Raw genomic sequence first — 16,464 nt, 5'->3', positions numbered from 1 at the left:
AGGGTAGAGGGCGGGGCCGTTTGAAGTCGGCCTGCCTTACGGCTAGCCTTCCTAGATGCTGGAGAAGCTCGTTTCCGAAGCGATCACCGACTTCCGGGAGGTCGCGCGCCTGGCGCACATCGAAGCCCCCTTCGAGCAAGTGCGTCGCCAGATCCTGATCAAGCCCCATAAGGCCAAGACTCTTCCGATGGGGCATTTGGCCATCTACGCCTTCTTTCTCGACGGGCGTGCCCTGAAAGTGGGGAAGGTCGGCCCGAACAGCGGGCCGCGGTTCACCTACCAGCACTATACCGGAAGCGCGCAGAGCACCCTGCGTGGGTCGTTGCTGTCGAACTTGGAAAAGGTCGGCGCCACGGAGCTTGACGAGGGGACGGCGGCGGACTGGATACGCAACCATACAGATCGCGTCGACCTCCTCATCCCGGCCACCTTCGGGATGCCGTTTCTCTCGCTGTTGGAGGCGTTCCTGCACGCCCGCTGGAAGCCGATGTTCGAGGGCAGGCCGGACTGGGACTAGGGCGTTCCTTCGCCGGCCAGCCGCAGCCTGAACGCCGCGCATTCCCGCGTGGCGGCGGAGAACTCGTCCGGGAACTTCATCACGGCGGCCTCTATCGTCCAGTCCAGCAGCCCGAGGTCTCGGAGCCGCTTGAATCCGCTTTGCACGTCGCCGCTCTCCACCAGCCGCGATATCGCGCCGATGGTCCCGTGGCGCTGGCGCATTCCGATGAACGCGGTAGGGTGATAGCCGTTCTGCCTGGACAGGCGGACCGTCTCGTCGATGAAGGCTTCCAATGCGATGCTGGCCGCCATGCTCACTCTCCTGTGCCCCGCCTCAAGAGCACACCATGGGGCGCGTTGGATACGAACTGGAGCAAATTTTCTGCATTCCGTGAACCAGGCCGGAATTAATCGCAGTCATCGTGCGTTCCGCTGCCCTATCAGCAGCCCGAATTCCTCATGGCCCGGATTTTCGCGAGAGGACAAGATGAGCCACCAAGCCTATGCGATCGATGACGACGGCAACAGCGCCATCGTGGAGATCGACGAGGAAGACGTCCGCCGCAAGGTCGCGTTCTACGACATGTTCGGCCACCTTCCTGCGAAGAAGGTGCTCGAAGTCCTGGACCTGCCCATGACCACCGATGCCGAACGCTATTCCGGCCCGCTGTGGAACGGGGTCCGCGTCTCCTTTGAACTGGTGGCGAAGGGGGACGAGGAATGCGGATTTTCGCATGCCGACCCCGGAGCCGTCGAGCGGTCATGCAAGCCTGCCCGTCCCCGCCAGTAGATCGATAAACCCGCCGGCCGCGGCCATCAGTCCGCGGCCACGATCGCCAGCTTATCGGGATCATGCGGACCGGGCACGTGCCCGGCTGGGACGACCGCCGCGGCGCCGTCGACGTGCTTCTTCTGGTCGTCGAAGAAGATGTGCGCGCCGATGGCTTGCAGGAAGCCGGCCTTCGGGGTTGAGCCGACCAAATGGATCTCGTCGACCGGCGTTCCCCAGTCGCGCAGGGTGTGGATGACGCGGGCATGCGCCGGGGCGTTCCTCGCGGTGACCAAGCCGATCCGGATCTTGCTCACCCCGTCCGGCTTCATGAAGATCTCCCGCACCTTGGCAAGCTTCTGGAGGAAGTTGCCGAACGGGCCCGGGTTCATGGGGACCTTGGCGTGATCGCGTTCGTGAACGAGGAACGTGTCGAGCCCGTGCTGCTTGTAGATGAGGTCCGACTCCTCGCTAAACAGCACGGAATCGCCGTCGAAGACGATGCGGACCTCGTCCGTGTGCGGATCGCATTGGACGCAGGGCGGGGGACCGAGCTTCGCCGCCGCCGCGCCACTGGCGAGCGCCTCCCTGACATCCTTGTCGTCGTTGGAAAGGAACAGGTCGATGTTCCAAGCCTTCACGAACGGGGCCACGGAACGCCCGCTGGTGAAGCTGCCGCGCCGGATCGGCAGCCCGTAATGCTCGAAGGAGTTGAAGGCGCGCAGCGAGAGATCGGGCGAGTTCTGGGACAACACGACGACATCGATGAGACGTCTGCTTCGGTCGTTGAGGGCGAGGAGCCTGCGGATGACCTCGAACGCCGTGCCCTCCTTCAACAGGTCTCCCTCGCGTTCGCGTTGGAGCTTGGTGTAGGCGGCGACGCCCTCGCTCTTGAAGACAGCGTGCTCCTCCTCGAGGTTGAAGAGGGCGCGGGTCGAGACGCCGATGACGATAGGGAGATCCGGCGACAAATTCCGGTCCATGAAATACTCCGAAACCCAAAAAGGAAGCCGAGAGCCAAGGCGCGGCACCCTCGGTCCAGCCGTAGATAGGCGCCCGAGACGCCGGGCGCCATGGGCCGCTCCTGATGGGCGTTACCGGCCTGGAGCCTCGCTTAGGCGGCGCTTCGCCCCAGCGTGACGATCGCCGAGCGCCCGACGGCGCCGCTCTGCCTTTTGACCTCGCGCCCCCGGGAGAAGAGGATCATGGTGGGGATGCTCCTGATGTTGAAGCGGGCGGCGATCTCCGGGACGCGTTCGGTGTCGAGCTTGGCGAGGCGCGCCATCGGCTCGAGGTCGCGGGCGGCGGCCCCGAACTCCGGCGCCATTGCGCGGCACGGGCCGCACCACGCCGCCCAGAAGTCGACGAGGACCGGCACTTCCGTCTTCCCGATCATCCGATCGAAGCCCTCGGCGCTATCGAGTTCGACCGGGTGGCCGTTGAACAGCGGCGCATGGCAGCGTCCGCAGTCTGGCAGTTGTCCGGCGACCAGCCGACTCTCCGGGGCCTTGTTGAGGCCCCCGCAGTTCGGACAGACGACGACAAGGCTTTTTTCCAAGGCTTCGCTCCCCGTAGTCCCGGACCGGCGCCGCTGGCGCTGAGCGGGCTGGATCTGTGACCTTCATCTAATCATCCTAATCGAGGCTCGATAGGCCGCGGACGTCTTCGCCGCGCTCATGTCGCCGCCTCTTCGATCTCGTCCCCCGGGTCCGGCGGCGTGTCGGGGAGCGCCGACACGATGAGATCGATCTCCGCCGGCGTGAGTTCGTCCACGCGCAGGGCGACGCGGACGGACCGCGCCCCGCAAGCCGGACAGGCGACGGGGATCTCCCCCGTCGCCTCGACGCAGCGATCGCTGCTGACTTGCCCGTGATCGACGGCCGCAAGATAGATCTCGGCAAAGTAGCGGAACGCGCGATCCGCTGCCCTGCAACGCGTTCTATTATGGGCCGCTCATCGCGGTCGCAGAGGCTTACGCTCGCGCTGGAGCTAATGTGTGCAACTTGGCTGTCTGCGGAGCGACGGAGGCGGCAGCCTATGAGCGTATATTTCCAGACGTGAGGTTACAGCACCCGCCGGCCTGGACGAGCAGCGATGGCGCCACAAGCGGCTCGCTTGCCGCAACGCTCCCCCGCCGACTTCTTTCCCCTGCCCTACGCGTGCGCTTCGGGCATTCCCCGCGGATGAAAGAAGTCGTCGGGTAGCGTTCTTCGCTTTGCTTCGACCCTTCGGGTGCGGCGCGATCCGGCCGCGGCTCGAGATCGCTGTCAGGCGCGATCGGCACGGCCTCAAGCGAAAGACATCCGACATGAACGATGAATTTGCCTCTCAGTCATTGGAGACCATTGCTCCCGGCCGCGACACTTCATCTCCTTCTTCGCATCTTCTGGACGAATTGGCTTCGCACGGCTATCGCCCCCTGGACGACGAACCGGATCCGCGCCCCCCGCCCTCTTCAGACGCCGCTTCCCTCGCGCTCGAGTCCGCCGTCGAAGCCTTGTCGAGCCTCTTTCTCGACACCCGTCTCGAAGCTGATCTCCCCGATCTCCTCTGGTCCTTCGTCAATCTATTTCATCGCAACGCGCGACGCATTAACCGCGAGCTCGACGACAACGAAACCACGCAGCGGCGTTCGCAGGCGGAATAGGTTGGCTCGGAAATCCCCTCGGTCGAACTTGAGCGGCTGATCGCGCAAGGGCTCACACTCACTGAACGATGCAACGCCTTCGAATTCTTCCGCGACCATCTCGCAGAACTCTATGCGACCGAGACCGGTTCCTCCTGGCGTCCACGCTCGGGATCGCAGGTTAATCACCGCGCCCTGACGGCGGCGATGATCGACAGCCGGGATTTCCTGAACGCGAAAAAGCTCGCCGAGACGCAGGTGCTGTTGCCGCCCGGGCATCGCATCGGGTTTGCCGGCGGCGCTGACTGCAACGATCATCAACGGATCTGGGATACGCTCGACAAAGTGCGGGCGAAGCACCGAGGCATGGTCCTCCTCCACGGAGCGGGGCCGAAGGGCGCAGAGCGCATCGCCGCCTGCTGGGCGGACAACCGCAAGGTCCCGCAAGTCGCGTTCAAGCCTGATTGGACCCGGCACAAGAACGCCGCGCCCTTCAAGCGCAATGACGCCATGTTCGAAGCGCTGCCCATCGGGTTCATCGTCTTTCCGGGATCGGGGATCGTCGAGAACCTCGCCGATAGGGCCCGGAAGATGGGAATTCCGGTGTGGCGGTTCACTCCTCCGCCGGGTGCTTGAGCGCCCGGCTATCCCGAAATCCGCTCCAATTTTTTCGGAGCTAAACCTTTCGCATAGCCAAGCTTTGACAGCCGTACAGAGCGAAGAAAAAACGAAGAGAATCAAATGGTTTATGCGCTTCACAGATGCCGAATATTTTGAGTCCTCGCAACTGACGACGTTAACTTCTCATTAACCAAAAATCCGTTGCGACTCGAAGAGAATCGGGCATAATTCCCGATTAAAGGCCGGGTTCGCGTGAAAAAGCGTTATTCCGGGGAACAGCACCGATGAACGTGATGACAGCAATCGACGAAACTGAAGCGTTCAGCTTCTACGAGACCATTCTCGAACAGGGAGAGTTGATCTCGGACAAGCTGAATATGCTTCGGTTGGAGCATTATCCGCCGGATGCCATCAAGAGCCTCCGTCCCTTTTCACTGGCGGAGGTTGCATATTTTTTGGGTGTGACACCATCCAACATCAAGAAGCTTCATCTCGAAGGCAAGGGCCCCACTCCGACAACCTCTGTTTCGGGACGCAGAACCTATACGGCCGAGCAAATGTTGGAGCTGCGGCAATATCTTGACCGTCATGGCAGAGCTGATTTCAAAAAATACGTGCCGTACAGACGCGCGGGGGAACGTCTTCAGGTCATCGCGGTCGTCAATTTCAAGGGCGGCAGCGGCAAAACAACGACGGCGGCCCATCTAGCTCAACATCTTGCCCTTACGGGTCATCGCGTGCTCGCGATCGACCTTGATCCACAAGCATCCCTGTCCGCGCTTCATGGCATCCAGCCCGAGCTCGACAGAAACCCCTCGCTCTATGAGGCGCTCCGCTACGACGACGCTCGGAAGCCGATTTCCGAGGTTATTCGGCGCACGAATTTTCCTGGGCTCGACATTGTTCCTGCGAATCTCGAACTTCAGGAATATGAATACGAAACCCCCCTCGCGGCTTCCGATAAGTCCTCGGCCGAAGGGCGGATGTTCTTCACCCGGATCACCGACGCTTTAAAGGAGGTCGATGGTAATTACGATATAGTGGTGATCGATTGCCCTCCGCAGCTCGGCTATCTCACCTTAACTGCTCTGACCGCCTCTACCGCCGTTCTCATCACCATCCATCCTCAGATGCTGGATGTGATGTCCATGAGCCAATTTCTGCTGATGCTGGGCGGCGTCCTTCAGTCGATCAGCGGCGCGGGAGCTGACGTCCGCCTCAAGTGGTTTCGCTATCTCGTCACGCGCTACGAGCCAACCGACGGCCCTCAGGCGCAGATGGTCGGCTTCATGCAAGCGCTTTTTCCAAAGCAGATGCTGAAAAACCCAATGGTGAAATCAACCGCCATTTCGGACGCGGGCATCACCAACCAGACCCTGTATGAGGTCGAGCGCTCCCAATTCACCCGCGCCACCTATGACCGCGCCCTAGAGGCGCTGAACGCGGTCAATGAGGAGATCGCGGCTCTCGTCCACAAAGCGTGGGGTCGCAAATGAGCCAGATTTTGACAGCCGTGCAGAATCGTAGAACCGCCCGAAACCTCAAGCGATTGGCGCAAGAGGAAGGAGCCTGACGTGGCCCGCAAGAACCTCCTCACGAGCATCACCGGGGCAGAGACGTCGAAGGCTGACGCTGTCGCCCGCCACGATTACGCGCTGCGCGGGGCGTCGCGCTCGATGATGCTTTCCATCGACGAGATGGCTGAAAACGCGAAAAAAATGCTGGCGGGTGAGACGATCGTCGAACTCGACGTCGCCGTTCTGGATCAATCTTTCATCGCCGACCGCATCGAAGACGACGATGAAGATTACGTTCATCTCCGGGAGGCGATCCGGGAGCGTGGGCAATCGACCCCGATCCTCGTGCGGCCGCATCCGCAGATCAAAGGTCGCTATATGATCGTGTTCGGGCACCGTCGCGCCCGGGTCGCCAAAGAACTTGGCGTTCCCGTTCGCGCCGTCGTCAAGAATCTTGAGGATATCGAGCATATTGTCGCGCAGGGACAGGAAAACACTGCGCGCGCAAATCTGTCTTTCATCGAAAAGGCCCTGTTCGCCAAAAAGCTCCTCGATATGGGACAGCGGAAGGAAACGATTAAATCGGCCCTGACGATCGATGACACTTTGATGTCCAGAATGCTTTCCGTCGCGGAGACGGTTCCTCCCCCGGTGATCGAAGCGATCGGCGCTGCCAGAACGGTTGGTCGCGATAGGTGGGAAGAACTCAAGAAGCAGGTGAAGCAGCGGCAGAATGCTGAAGCCGCAATTTCCATCGTAAAGTCCGAAGAATTTCGCTCCAAAGACGCGATGGATAGGTTCAACTATCTGCTTGCGCAGCTGAAGGCACTTGGAAGGAAGCCGCGAAAGCCGGCGCGAGGGCGGATCGAAGCGGCGTCCTGGGCGCCAGAAGACAAGACAGTGGCCGCAAGCTACCGGAATACCGGAGACAGCTTCAACCTCTCGCTCAAATCAAAAAATGCAGGCGAGTTCGGCCGATACATCTCGTCCAACCTGGATTCGCTCTACCGGGCGTTCAGGGAAACGAAGATCAATAGCGAATCAGGAGATTAAACCGCAAAAGAAAAAAGCCCCCGAACGTCGCCGCCCGGAAGCCTTTCTCTGATCTAAGCACTCTGAGAATCCCACTTCCGCGAATCACAGTCAAGAGTTTTGGCGCCTATTTCGGCGAGCGGATTTCTTTTGCCTGAACGAGGCAAAAGATCATGCAAAGACAAACAACGACGCCCTTCGGGCGACGATCGCTGTCGCTCGCCATGGTGGCGAGCCAAGCGGCGACGAAAGAATTCGCGTCCCGCCCTGACGCGTCAGAAACCGTCGTCCACAAATGGCGGCTGTTTCGGGCGTTGACAGAGGCAAAAGCGCCGCTTTGCGTTACCGACCGGGCGCTATCGGTGCTGCACGCGCTGCTGAGCTTCCATCAGGAGACGGCGCTGACGCTCCCCGAGAAGGACGCGAGGGCCTCGGAAAACGATGCGACCTCGGGGATCATCGTTTTTCCGTCGAACAAGGAGCTGTCGATCCGCGCCCACGGCATGGCGCCGGCGACGCTGCGCCGCCATCTCGCCGCGCTCGTCGACGCCGGCCTGATCCTCCGCCGCGATTCCGCCAACGGCAAGCGCTTCGCCCGGAGGGGGCAGGGGGGCGCGATTGAGGACGCTTTCGGCTTTGACTTGACGCCCCTCGTCGCGCGCGCCAGCGAGATCGAGAACCTCGCCGAGGAGGTGCGGGCGGAGAACCGGGCGATCGCCCTGCTGCGCGAGCGCATCACGCTGGCGCGACGCGACATCGCCAAGATGATCGAGATGGCCATTGAAGAGGGTATTCCCGGCGATTGGGAGGAGCGCCACAGGCGCTACGCGACGCTCTCCGGGCGCTATGCGCGTAACCTCTCAAGAGCCGACCTGGAGGCCTTGGCGACAGATTTGACGGCGCTCGCGACCGAAATCCGTAACCTGCTGGAAAATCTTGCCAAAGCGCAAAATTCAAGCGCCAATGAGTCTCAAAATGAGCGCCACATACAAAATCAAACCACAAACATTTCTGATCTTGAACCTAGCCTTCGAGAAGGCAGGGCCGAACCGCCCGGGCCAATGCGCGACGAAGCGGAAGCCGTTCGGGTAGGGGCTTTGGACACTGAGCGCCTCGAGCTCAAAACGCCCCACCGTCCGACGCCAGCCCTCAGAACCTATCCGCTGGGGATGGTGCTGCAAGCCTGTCCCGACATCGTCGATTACGCCAGGGGCGGGGAGATTTCGTCCTGGCGCGATCTCGCTTCGGCCGCCGCGACCGTGCGCTCGGCGCTCGGCGTCTCGCCGGACGCTTGGGAGCAGGCGCTTGAGGTTCTCGGCGAGCATGACGCGTCGATCGTCATCGCCGCCATCCTACAGAGAGGCGAGGAGATCAAGAGCGCTGGCGGCTATCTACGCGCGCTGACGGCGAAGGCGCGGGCAGGGGAGTTTTCGCTCGGTCCGGTGTTGATGGCGCTGTTGCGCGGCAAGGCCGCCAGCTCGGCGAGATTGCGAAAGGCGGCGGGGTGATCGCGAAAGCTTTTGACGGAGGAGGGGCCCCGCGGGTTCCGCGGACTCAGAAACTCAGGCCGGCCTTCTCGACCCAGCCGGTGACGTTTTGCCCTGTGGCGCGCAGCTGCACCCATCTGCCGTCTTGCGCGAGGACCTCAACGTGGGAGCCATAGACAACTCGATTGAGGATCTTCCCATCTCGCCTCGGTGCGTCTCTGACCGGCAGATCGATTTTAGAGACGAGCGCAGCGCCCAAACCTGCCGGGGCCGTCTTGGCTCCTGCGCTGGATTGATCCGCCGCTGCGGTTTTCTGCCTGGCGACGATTTTCTGTTTTTCGCCGGCGGCATGCGTTATCTTGCGAGGGCCGGCCGCTGTGTAAATGAGTGCGCAGAGGGCGCCGAACACAAAGACCGTGGCGATCATGCTCTTCCCGGCGAGTTGGGCATATCTCAATGCGTCTGCGCGAGGCAGAGGCGCGGTCCACAGCTTTGTAGCGGGTCGCGGTGTCGACGCGTTGACGCGTCGACGCTTCGAAATATTTGCTCGAGTACGTGACGCCCCGCCGGTCGTGGCCGTCGCCATGGATAACCCCTTGCACGCCGTGAAAACGAGCATTAGACGGCGAGGGGTTTATGAATCCTTAGAAGCCGAACTTACCGCGTAAGTCGTAAAAACCAAGAGCGAGTCGGCCGAACGTCTCCCATGCCATTACGACCATCCGAGTCGTGATAGCTCCAGCCGCCACGATTACCCTCGTCGGGCTCGCCTATTCGGCTCTTATCTCCAAGGCGTGCATCGGCGCACATCCTTTGCGACGGGTCTTCCGCTACTGTTCTGTCATCAACCAAAGGGTGACGGCTTCCGTGGCTGCATCCGCCTCTTGGTAGCAGGGAGTGAAGAAGATGCTCGGTTTTGAAATCGGCCTCGTCCTCTGGGGCGCCTACGTTCTGATTGTGTCCTGACGATCTTGTCGGCGGCTTGCGTCGCCGGCCACACGATCACAGTGCGAAATACCCTCGCCGCTCCTTAATGCGTCGTTGCTTCGCAAGCGCCTCCTGGGCATCTGCTGCGCTCTCATAGGCCATCATGCGCAGCCGGCCGGCGCGGCCAATCCGTCCCCATTCCGCGACTAAACACCAACGCCCGAATAGATCCGGCGCGACCTCAAGGCGGTAGAACCGGCGCATGTTCCTGGCCGGGTCGATGCGATGCAAAAGGATAGCGTCCACGATCGCGAGTCTGAGTCCTGGCGGGGCGCCGGTCAAGAGACGGCGCCCTGGCGACGCCGCTGTGCGCGAGGTTCGCTGGCGAAGCTGCGCAGAAAGGCAGGAGCACGAGCGCAAGAGGGCGGCGTCGTGGGCTTGCCTGTCGAGGTGTAAACGTCGCGCCCTGAACTCCTCGCGCAGACGCCACGGCGCGGCAATGTCGATTTGGCTTCGCCTTTTATCGCCGAGTTGGAGCCAAGACGCTGGAAAGCGCCCAGGAAGCAGGGCGCGACGCTATACTCGGTGATGTCGAAAGGGCGAAAATCCTATTATCATGATGGTCACGCCCGGTTTGAGCGAAAGAGGAGCAGGCCGTGAGTGAACTGCACCGCATCACCATTGACCCAGAGCTGTGCGGCGGACGCCCTTGCATCCGGTCCTTGCGGATCCGCGTAAAGGACGTCCTCGATCTCCTGGCGTCAGGCGCCTCGCGTGAGGAGATTCTGGAGGATTATCCGCTGCTCGAAGAGGGGGACATCACCGCGGTTCTTGAATTCGCCGCGCGTCAGAGCGATCACCCGGTCTTGCGCGTCGCCTGATGCGCTTCCTCGTAGACGCCCAGTTGCCGGTCGCGCTGGCGCGTTGGCTTGCCGGGGAGGGGCACAATGCCGAGCATGTGGCCGATATCGGTCTCGCCGGCGCGCCAGACAGGGCGATTTGGGACTACGCCCGCGCGGTGGGCGCCGTCATCGTGTCGAAGGACGAGGATTTCGCCCAACGAAAGGCGCTCGAAGGCACAGGGCCGACAATCGTTTGGATTAGGCTGCCTAACACGCGAAAGCGTGAATTGCTGATGTGGTTCGCGCGTGTCCTTCCGAAGTTATTGGAAGCGCTTGAGCGAGGAGAGACATTTATCGAATTGATTTAAAATCACAATCCGGCCGCCTTGGTGAGATTGACCCTGAAGCGGTCGCGTTTCCTCTGATAGCGGCGGGTCATTTCGGGGGAGGCGTGGCCGAGGTGCCGTTGCACATGTCCTTCCTCGATCTGCGCCGAGGAGGCGAGGCCGGCGCGCAAGGAGTGGCCGGAGAAGGCGCGTCGCCGTTCGCCTTCCGGGAGATCGCCGCGCAGCCCGGCGGCCAACGCCGTTTTCTGAACGAGGCGCGCCACATGCTTGTCGGAGAGCCGCTCGGGTGCGACGCCGCCGTTCTTGCGGGCGACCGGTCGAAACACCGGGCCACGATTGATCCGGCCGAGGCTGAGCCAGGTTTCGAGCGTGGCGACAGGGCAGGTGAGGGGAGAGGAGCCCCGGCCGATCTCCACCTCGCGCCAGCCGGTCTTGCCGTTAAGGGTTAGAAGCAGGCCGCCGCCGTTCTGGTCGGCGCCGACCATCTCGATCCAGCCGGTTCCGTCGTCCGTTTGCTCCGGGCCGCAGTCGAGGCCGACGATCTCGGAGCGGCGCAGGCCGCCCGCGAAGCCGATGGCAAGAATAGCCTTGTCGCGCAGGCCGCGCAGGTCGTTGTCCAGGACCGCCAGCATCGCGAGAAGCTCGTCGGCGAAGATCGCCTCCTTCTGGACCGGCGGACGGGCGTGGGCGCGGCGGATGCCGGCCAGCACGGTGGCGATATGCGGATCGCCCGTGTTCAGCAGGCGGCCGAGCTGGCGATAGCGCCAGCAGATGCCGGAGAGCCGGCGCTCCAGCGAGGAAACAGACAACGGCGGCCGGCCTCCGGCGCCGATGTTTCGAGCGCCGGCAGAGTCTGCGCCCTCGACGCAGGCGGCGAGATACAGGCCGACGGTCTGCGGGTCCGGGGGCAGGGGGTCGAGGCCCTGCCGGCGCAGCCAGGAGGCGAACTGACGCCAGTCGGCGTCATAGGCCTTTTGGGTGTTCTCCGAGCGGGCGTTGCGGGCGTAGTCGCGGGCTTTTTGGGTGAGCGCGGCGAGATGCGGGGACGCCCGCTCGGCGAGGGGGGCGTCATCTTCGGGAGGGGCCATCTCATCCTCGGTTCGGGCGCCGCGTGGGGGCCGAGCGTCGTTTGGGGCGGAAAGATCCGACGCCTCGGCGGGCCCGGAAGGGTCCAAAAGAGCGCATTCCGCCCGGCAAACCGAGGCTTTCGAATCGTGTCCGATAAGCGCACATTATTGGACATCAAAACCGCAAGACAACCCCGGCGGATTCGACACGAATGCACATGACAAAGCGCCGCTGTCCGGTAGGATTCTTCCCATGCATGCGCTTGATTCGACCTCCGCGTCCAGGCCCGTTTCCGCTGCCAAGCGTTCCTCCCGCGCGCGTCGCGTCCCGGCGCCGTTGGCTTCAAAGATCACTGAAATTCAACCACTTCCGCGCTGGGCGTGGCCTCAAAGCGGAGAGCAGGCGCTAGCGACGTTTTCCGCTGGCGCCGGGCTCGCCCTGTTCGACCATCCTGCGCGGCGCCGACGGGGGCGAGCCGGTCTATGCCGGTTGTTTGCGACAACGGCTCGCGCTGCGCGGCGCCGATTCTTGCGCGGCGCTTTGCCGGCTGCGTGTAGAGGCGGCGATCACGGCGCCCGATCCGCTCACTGCGGCGGCATGGGCCAGCGCCGCGGCGATGAAACTCTGCCCGCCCTCCACAGACGCTGAAATTTTCGCCTTCGTCGTCGCCGATTTCGCTCTAGCGCGCCGCCTCGACTGGGCGCGGCCGGTCCCTCTGCTCGCCGTCGCCATGGCGCATCCGTCGCTTCGGCGCGGGGCAGGCGGCAAACGTCCGCGACCGGCGGGCGACGACTGGCCGGACTGCGTCGCGCGCGCTTACGGCCTCGCAATCGTCGAGGCGCATGCGCTCGCCGTAGATCTGGCCGGCGGTCGCAAAAGCTTCTCGCCGTCGCGCCGATGCTGCGCGCAAAGGGCGCGCGCCGCGTTATTGACATGCTGCTCGCCGACGACGCCGTGACGCCCGCCGCCGCCGCGCGCCGCGCCAGTCTCTCCGATCGCGCCGCGCGGCGGCTATTCGACCGGCTCGTCAATCTCGGCGCCTTGCGCGAACTCTCGGGCCGCGACAATTTCAGGATTTACGGCCTGTGACCCGCGCCGCCGCGCCCCGTCTCGATCGCAATCTGTCCGATCTCCCCGAAGGCATGCGCTGGCGTGAATGGATGATGCGCGCCGAGGCGGCGATCTTCGCCTCGCCGAAGCCGGTTCCGCGCGAGACGCTCGCGCAGCTCGTCGGCGGCGCCTGCCGGCTGGATGCGCTGATCGCCGACGTCAACGAGGAACTGAGAGGGCGGCCATACGAAATTATCTTCGTCGCCGGGGGTTGGCAGTTTCGCACGCGCCCGCGCCACGCCGACACCCTACGCGCGATGGCGGGGCCGCCGTCCTTCACAAAACTGGAAATGCTGGCGCTCTCGGCCATCGCTTATCAGCAGCCGGTCACTCGCGCCGCGCTCTCGCGTCTCGCCGGCCACGACATCAGCCGCGACATTCTCGGCCGGCTGAAGAGCCTCGGCGTCATCGCCCCTGGGCCCCGCGCGCCCATGCCCGGTGTGCCGATAGCCTGGGTGACGACGGCGCGCTTTCTGGAAATGTTTGCGCTCGGCAGCCTCCGTGATCTGCCGGACCTCGACATGCTCGAAAGCGCGAAAGACCGCGACGCCGAGATAGAAGCCGCGCTGGACCACGCGCTCGACGACGCTCTCGGGGTGCGGGACGATGAAGGCCCAGAAGACGAAGCCTTTGACGACACGGAGGTCGGCGCCTGACGTAGCGCTATCAGTCAGGCTCCTCGCCTCCCGGCGCGGCCTGACGCGCCGTTGCATCGAGCCGCGCGCAGGGGAGGGGAAACGCCAGTCCGAGGATCAAGCCCCAGAGCAATTCGCCCAGCAGTAGCCCCACCGCTGGATAGCCGGTCAGGATCGGCTGTTCGGGCGCCCATTGCAGCAGGGGGATGGGTCCGAGCATCCACAGGACGAAGCCATAGGCCATTCCGAAAAGCCAGCCGCCCCTCGGGTCGTTCGCCGCGCGCAAACAACCAACCGTACAGCACGCCGCCCGGCAGCATCAATCCGACATAGGCGAGGGCCCCGGCGGCGACGGGCCAATGCGCGCGCGTTGAGCGCTCCGAAGGTGCCCAGGACCATAAGGCTGGAACTTCCGCGACGACGCTCGCCTCCGCGCCTGCGAGTAATGGCCGCTGCGTCGGTCCTGCGTCGAGTCCGTGGGGAGCAGGATCTTAAGCGTGACGTCGTCGCCGGGCTTCGATCAGAAACCTCCTCGATAGACGGCGCCTGAGGCGGGGATCACAGTTGAGATCGAAGCCCCCGACCGGGTTCACGTGCCCGACAGGTTCCCGGAGCGCAATGTAGCAGTCGATCTGGTCGGTGAGAGAATACCAGGTGAAGCCAATGATCGGCACGCCGCTTTGACGCATGAGCTGCACATTGTGCCATTGCCGCCAGAGCCAACGCGGGCCATCGCGCGCGTCGAGACGATTGGTCTCGGTATGCATCATGGGGCGCCGATAGCGCGCGTAAATAGGGGACGACTGCGAGAATGAGGGGTCGCGCTACGGCTTCCCACGCAACTGCGCCGGCCATGCCGGCAAGAACCGCTTTGCGATATGCAACATACCGGATCATGCGCCCGCGCCCCAGGTCCCGTCCCGCAGAAGCGATGGATTGGAGAGCAACCCGGAAACACAGCGCCGGGCGCCGAGTTCCTGCAAATTGACGCGTCATGCGCCAAGCGTCGCAGGCTTTTTCTTGGGAAGAGGCTTGATTTCCACAGTAACGGGAGGTGGAAGATGTCCAACCAGATGTTTGAGATCGGGAAAGAATACCTCGTCACAATGCTTGTTGCTGAGGATGGCGAATTGATCGAAGAGGTGACCAACTGGAATGTCACGGCGGTTGAGGGTACACTGGTCAAGCTGACGAGCCCGTTGGCGCCAGATAAGATCATCAACACAGCGTCCCGCCGCTTTGTGAGCGCCCAGCTCTCGAAGCACCATCAGGCTCGGTGAGCGCAAATGCGCGGCTTGTCGAGACACAGCGCTCCCTTTCGCCGACCTCTCTGTCTTGGTTCGAGCGCCTCGACCGTAGGCGTCTGGCGGTAGATCGTAATGAGCCGACGCCGAGTTCCAATGCAACTTCCTCGACGTCCCCTGTCTTGAGTCGCCGGCCACCGGACTTACGGAGTAGCTCGCGGATCGCCTCCTCTCGTTGGCATGCTTCGAGCCAGGCCGGGTCATCGGGCTCAGCCTCATCCCGGCTCGATCGCGCGCCGCTTCTCGAACGACGCCCTGACGCCGGCGTTCGTCAATGACCTCTCCGATCTCATCGAGAGACATCAGCCGGCGCTCTGGATCCACGGTCACACACATGACTGCTTCGACTATCGGGTCGGACAGACGCGGATCGTCTGCAACCCCAAGGGCTACGGCCCCATGCGGCCAGGGAAGCCACTCGAGAACCGGGCGTTCGATGTCGGGAAGGTCGTGGAGGCGTGAGGGCGGAGCCGCGCTGCCGCTTCTGGCCGCCGGCCCCCTCAATGGTTAGGTTATTCCAAGCTGCGCTGACCGCACGGAGGTCCCTTTGGAAAACGGCGTCGTCATCGTCTGCCCGAAATGCGGCGGTCTCAACCGGGCGCCGCAGTCCCGACTGGCCGCGCGCAGCCTCCCGGACTGCGGACGCTGCCATGCGCCACTGTTCGACGGCCATCCTATCGAACTCGGCGCCGCGGACGTCTTCGACCGGATCATCGGCAAGACCGAGATTCCCGTCCTCGTCGACTTCTGGGCCGGGTGGTGCGGGCCGTGCCGGGCGATGGCGCCTGAGTTCGAGGCCGCCGCCCGCGACCTTGAACCGATGGTCCGCCTCGCCAAACTCGACACCGAGCGCGTCCCCGAGATCGCCGCGCGCTTCAACATCCGCAGCATCCCGACGATCATCCTGTTCTCGCAAGGTCGCGAGGTCCGGCGGCAGAGCGGCGCGGTCGGACGCTCGGCGATCGTCGCCTTCGCCCGAAGCGGCTGACCGGTCGGCTACTAACGCTGTCGTAACGATTGCGCCAGACGCCGCCGCCGCTTCCGATTCGACGGGGTTTGTGCCCGTCGCGTTTCGGCAATCCCACTGCGGCACATGTCGAACCGGCGGCGTCTTCATACTCGGATAAGGCTCCGGGGTCGCCGCGCCCAGTCGCTTCGTTGACGCTCCGCGCTAGGTTTTCTGGAAGGAAGCGATGCCCGGAGGGGAACATGCCGACATCGATCGAGACGGCCGCCGCCCGCGACCGACTGGCCGCCGCGGGCTTGGGCCCCGTGGATCTCGCCTGGTTCGACCAGCACTGCTGGAACGACGCCGACATCCCTCCGCCGGAGCCGAACGAAATTGCCGCCTACGAACGGCGCGAGGCCGCGCTGAACTCTGCCATTGCCGGGTTGGGCATCACGGAACGCGGGCGGTCGCTGGAAGGCAGGCTCGCGGCCGCCATCGGGGCGCGGCTCGCCGATCTCCGCGACCGAGACGAGGACGCCGAGTAAATCTCACCGATCCAAGACCATTTTCCCTACATCCGCCGGCGCCGTTTCGACAGCGAGCGGCCGAAGGCGCTTGATTGGCTGCAGTTCATTGCTGTCAGTGTCCGGGATGATGGGATCGGCATCCTGCCAGAGATGCAATCGAGAATTTTGGTCTGTTCTCACAGTCACACCGTGTTTGTGTGGGCCC

Annotated in this window: 20 protein-coding genes and 2 pseudogenes; 14 read left to right on the top strand and 8 right to left on the bottom strand. The window is 63.4% G+C overall.

All coding sequences use genetic code 11. The features are described 5' to 3' along the window. Positions 1 to 55 precede the first annotated feature (55 nt). Entirely contained in the window at positions 56 to 517 is a 462-nt protein-coding gene (locus tag ACETII_RS01210) for a hypothetical protein (RefSeq protein WP_472785537.1), read from the top strand. Here the strand turns inward: ACETII_RS01210 and ACETII_RS01205 are convergent. Further along, positions 514 to 810 carry a hypothetical protein gene (locus ACETII_RS01205; RefSeq protein ID WP_472785536.1) on the bottom strand — a complete coding sequence of 99 codons (297 nt, stop codon included), beginning with the start codon at positions 808 to 810 and terminating at the stop codon, positions 514 to 516. The genes ACETII_RS01210 and ACETII_RS01205 overlap by 4 nt on opposite strands. Positions 811 to 985: 175 nt before the next feature. Between ACETII_RS01205 and ACETII_RS01200 the strand changes: the two genes are divergently transcribed. Further along, on the top strand, positions 986 to 1,288 hold the full coding sequence (locus tag ACETII_RS01200; RefSeq protein ID WP_472785535.1) for a hypothetical protein: 303 nt from the start codon (positions 986 to 988) through the stop codon (positions 1,286 to 1,288). A gap of 26 nt (positions 1,289 to 1,314) precedes the next feature. On the opposite strand, the gene ACETII_RS01195 is transcribed toward ACETII_RS01200, so the two are convergent. Continuing rightward, positions 1,315 to 2,250, bottom strand: a complete 936-nt coding sequence (locus ACETII_RS01195; RefSeq protein WP_472785534.1) for a 5'-nucleotidase — start codon at positions 2,248 to 2,250, stop codon at positions 1,315 to 1,317. A gap of 131 nt (positions 2,251 to 2,381) precedes the next feature. Next, positions 2,382 to 2,825: a thioredoxin gene (gene trxA, locus ACETII_RS01190; RefSeq protein WP_472785533.1), complete on the bottom strand. Its 444-nt coding sequence runs from the start codon at positions 2,823 to 2,825 to the stop codon at positions 2,382 to 2,384. Between the two features lie 750 nt (positions 2,826 to 3,575). On the opposite strand from trxA, the pseudogene ACETII_RS01185 reads away from it, so the two are divergent. The 4 genes and pseudogenes from ACETII_RS01185 (at position 3,576) to repC (ending at position 8,571) form a co-directional block, all read left to right on the top strand. After that, positions 3,576 to 4,529 (top strand): annotated as a pseudogene (locus ACETII_RS01185) (DUF2493 domain-containing protein). 269 nt (positions 4,530 to 4,798) lie between these two features. Next, positions 4,799 to 6,010, top strand: a complete 1,212-nt coding sequence (gene repA, locus ACETII_RS01180; RefSeq protein ID WP_472785532.1) for a plasmid partitioning protein RepA — start codon at positions 4,799 to 4,801, stop codon at positions 6,008 to 6,010. A 78-nt stretch (positions 6,011 to 6,088) separates the two neighbouring features. Beyond that, positions 6,089 to 7,084: a plasmid partitioning protein RepB gene (repB, locus tag ACETII_RS01175; RefSeq protein WP_472785531.1), complete on the top strand. Its 996-nt coding sequence runs from the start codon at positions 6,089 to 6,091 to the stop codon at positions 7,082 to 7,084. A 152-nt stretch (positions 7,085 to 7,236) separates the two neighbouring features. Further along, positions 7,237 to 8,571, top strand: coding sequence for a plasmid replication protein RepC (repC, locus tag ACETII_RS01170; RefSeq protein WP_472785530.1), 1,335 nt, complete (start codon positions 7,237 to 7,239; stop codon positions 8,569 to 8,571). Between the two features lie 46 nt (positions 8,572 to 8,617). Here the strand turns inward: repC and ACETII_RS01165 are convergent, their stop codons facing one another. Beyond that, positions 8,618 to 8,977 carry an SH3 domain-containing protein gene (locus ACETII_RS01165; RefSeq protein ID WP_472785529.1) on the bottom strand — a complete coding sequence of 120 codons (360 nt, stop codon included), beginning with the start codon at positions 8,975 to 8,977 and terminating at the stop codon, positions 8,618 to 8,620. A 575-nt stretch (positions 8,978 to 9,552) separates the two neighbouring features. Further along, positions 9,553 to 9,819, bottom strand: coding sequence for a WGR domain-containing protein (locus ACETII_RS01160; RefSeq protein WP_472785528.1), 267 nt, complete (start codon positions 9,817 to 9,819; stop codon positions 9,553 to 9,555). 314 nt (positions 9,820 to 10,133) lie between these two features. Here ACETII_RS01160 and ACETII_RS01155 point away from each other — a divergent pair, with 314 nt between their 5' ends. Together ACETII_RS01155 and ACETII_RS01150 are read left to right on the top strand one after the other, a co-directional pair. After that, on the top strand, positions 10,134 to 10,358 hold the full coding sequence (locus ACETII_RS01155; protein ID WP_472785527.1) for a DUF433 domain-containing protein: 225 nt from the start codon (positions 10,134 to 10,136) through the stop codon (positions 10,356 to 10,358). Continuing rightward, positions 10,358 to 10,687 carry a DUF5615 family PIN-like protein gene (locus ACETII_RS01150; protein ID WP_472785526.1) on the top strand — a complete coding sequence of 110 codons (330 nt, stop codon included), beginning with the start codon at positions 10,358 to 10,360 and terminating at the stop codon, positions 10,685 to 10,687. The genes ACETII_RS01155 and ACETII_RS01150 overlap by 1 nt, the downstream gene beginning before the upstream one ends. Positions 10,688 to 10,689: 2 nt before the next feature. Here ACETII_RS01150 and ACETII_RS01145 read toward each other — a convergent pair whose 3' ends face one another. Beyond that, complete coding sequence (locus ACETII_RS01145) at positions 10,690 to 11,754, bottom strand: tyrosine-type recombinase/integrase (RefSeq protein ID WP_472785525.1); 1,065 nt, start codon at positions 11,752 to 11,754, stop codon at positions 10,690 to 10,692. 596 nt (positions 11,755 to 12,350) lie between these two features. Between ACETII_RS01145 and ACETII_RS01140 the strand changes: the two are divergent. Next, positions 12,351 to 12,823: pseudogene (locus ACETII_RS01140) on the top strand (DUF1403 family protein). Continuing rightward, positions 12,820 to 13,500, top strand: coding sequence for an SMC-Scp complex subunit ScpB (scpB, locus tag ACETII_RS01135; RefSeq protein ID WP_472785524.1), 681 nt, complete (start codon positions 12,820 to 12,822; stop codon positions 13,498 to 13,500). Before ACETII_RS01140 ends, scpB begins: the two are co-directional and overlap by 4 nt. A gap of 10 nt (positions 13,501 to 13,510) precedes the next feature. On the opposite strand, the gene ACETII_RS01130 is transcribed toward scpB, so the two are convergent. Beyond that, positions 13,511 to 13,765, bottom strand: coding sequence for a hypothetical protein (locus tag ACETII_RS01130; RefSeq protein WP_472785523.1), 255 nt, complete (start codon positions 13,763 to 13,765; stop codon positions 13,511 to 13,513). Positions 13,766 to 13,970: 205 nt separating this feature from the next. Beyond that, a complete protein-coding gene (locus tag ACETII_RS01125) occupies positions 13,971 to 14,249 on the bottom strand; it encodes a hypothetical protein (protein WP_472785522.1) in 279 nt (92 codons plus the stop codon). Between the two features lie 291 nt (positions 14,250 to 14,540). Between ACETII_RS01125 and ACETII_RS01120 the strand changes: the two genes are divergently transcribed. From ACETII_RS01120 to ACETII_RS01105, 4 genes are all read left to right on the top strand, one after another. Then, complete coding sequence (locus tag ACETII_RS01120; RefSeq protein ID WP_472785521.1) at positions 14,541 to 14,759, top strand: hypothetical protein; 219 nt, start codon at positions 14,541 to 14,543, stop codon at positions 14,757 to 14,759. Positions 14,760 to 14,963: 204 nt separating this feature from the next. Beyond that, positions 14,964 to 15,245, top strand: coding sequence for a hypothetical protein (locus ACETII_RS01115; RefSeq protein ID WP_472785520.1), 282 nt, complete (start codon positions 14,964 to 14,966; stop codon positions 15,243 to 15,245). Positions 15,246 to 15,330: 85 nt separating this feature from the next. Beyond that, the gene (trxC, locus tag ACETII_RS01110) at positions 15,331 to 15,771 is read left to right on the top strand and encodes a thioredoxin TrxC (RefSeq protein ID WP_472785519.1); all 441 of its coding nucleotides are present in this window, start codon (positions 15,331 to 15,333) and stop codon (positions 15,769 to 15,771) included. A gap of 221 nt (positions 15,772 to 15,992) precedes the next feature. Continuing rightward, positions 15,993 to 16,277: a hypothetical protein gene (locus tag ACETII_RS01105; protein ID WP_472785518.1), complete on the top strand. Its 285-nt coding sequence runs from the start codon at positions 15,993 to 15,995 to the stop codon at positions 16,275 to 16,277. The last annotated feature ends 187 nt before the right edge of the window (positions 16,278 to 16,464 follow it).

Source organism: Methylocystis sp. NC52PC (assembly GCF_055698645.1).
This window is presented reverse-complemented; position numbering and strand designations above follow the sequence as displayed.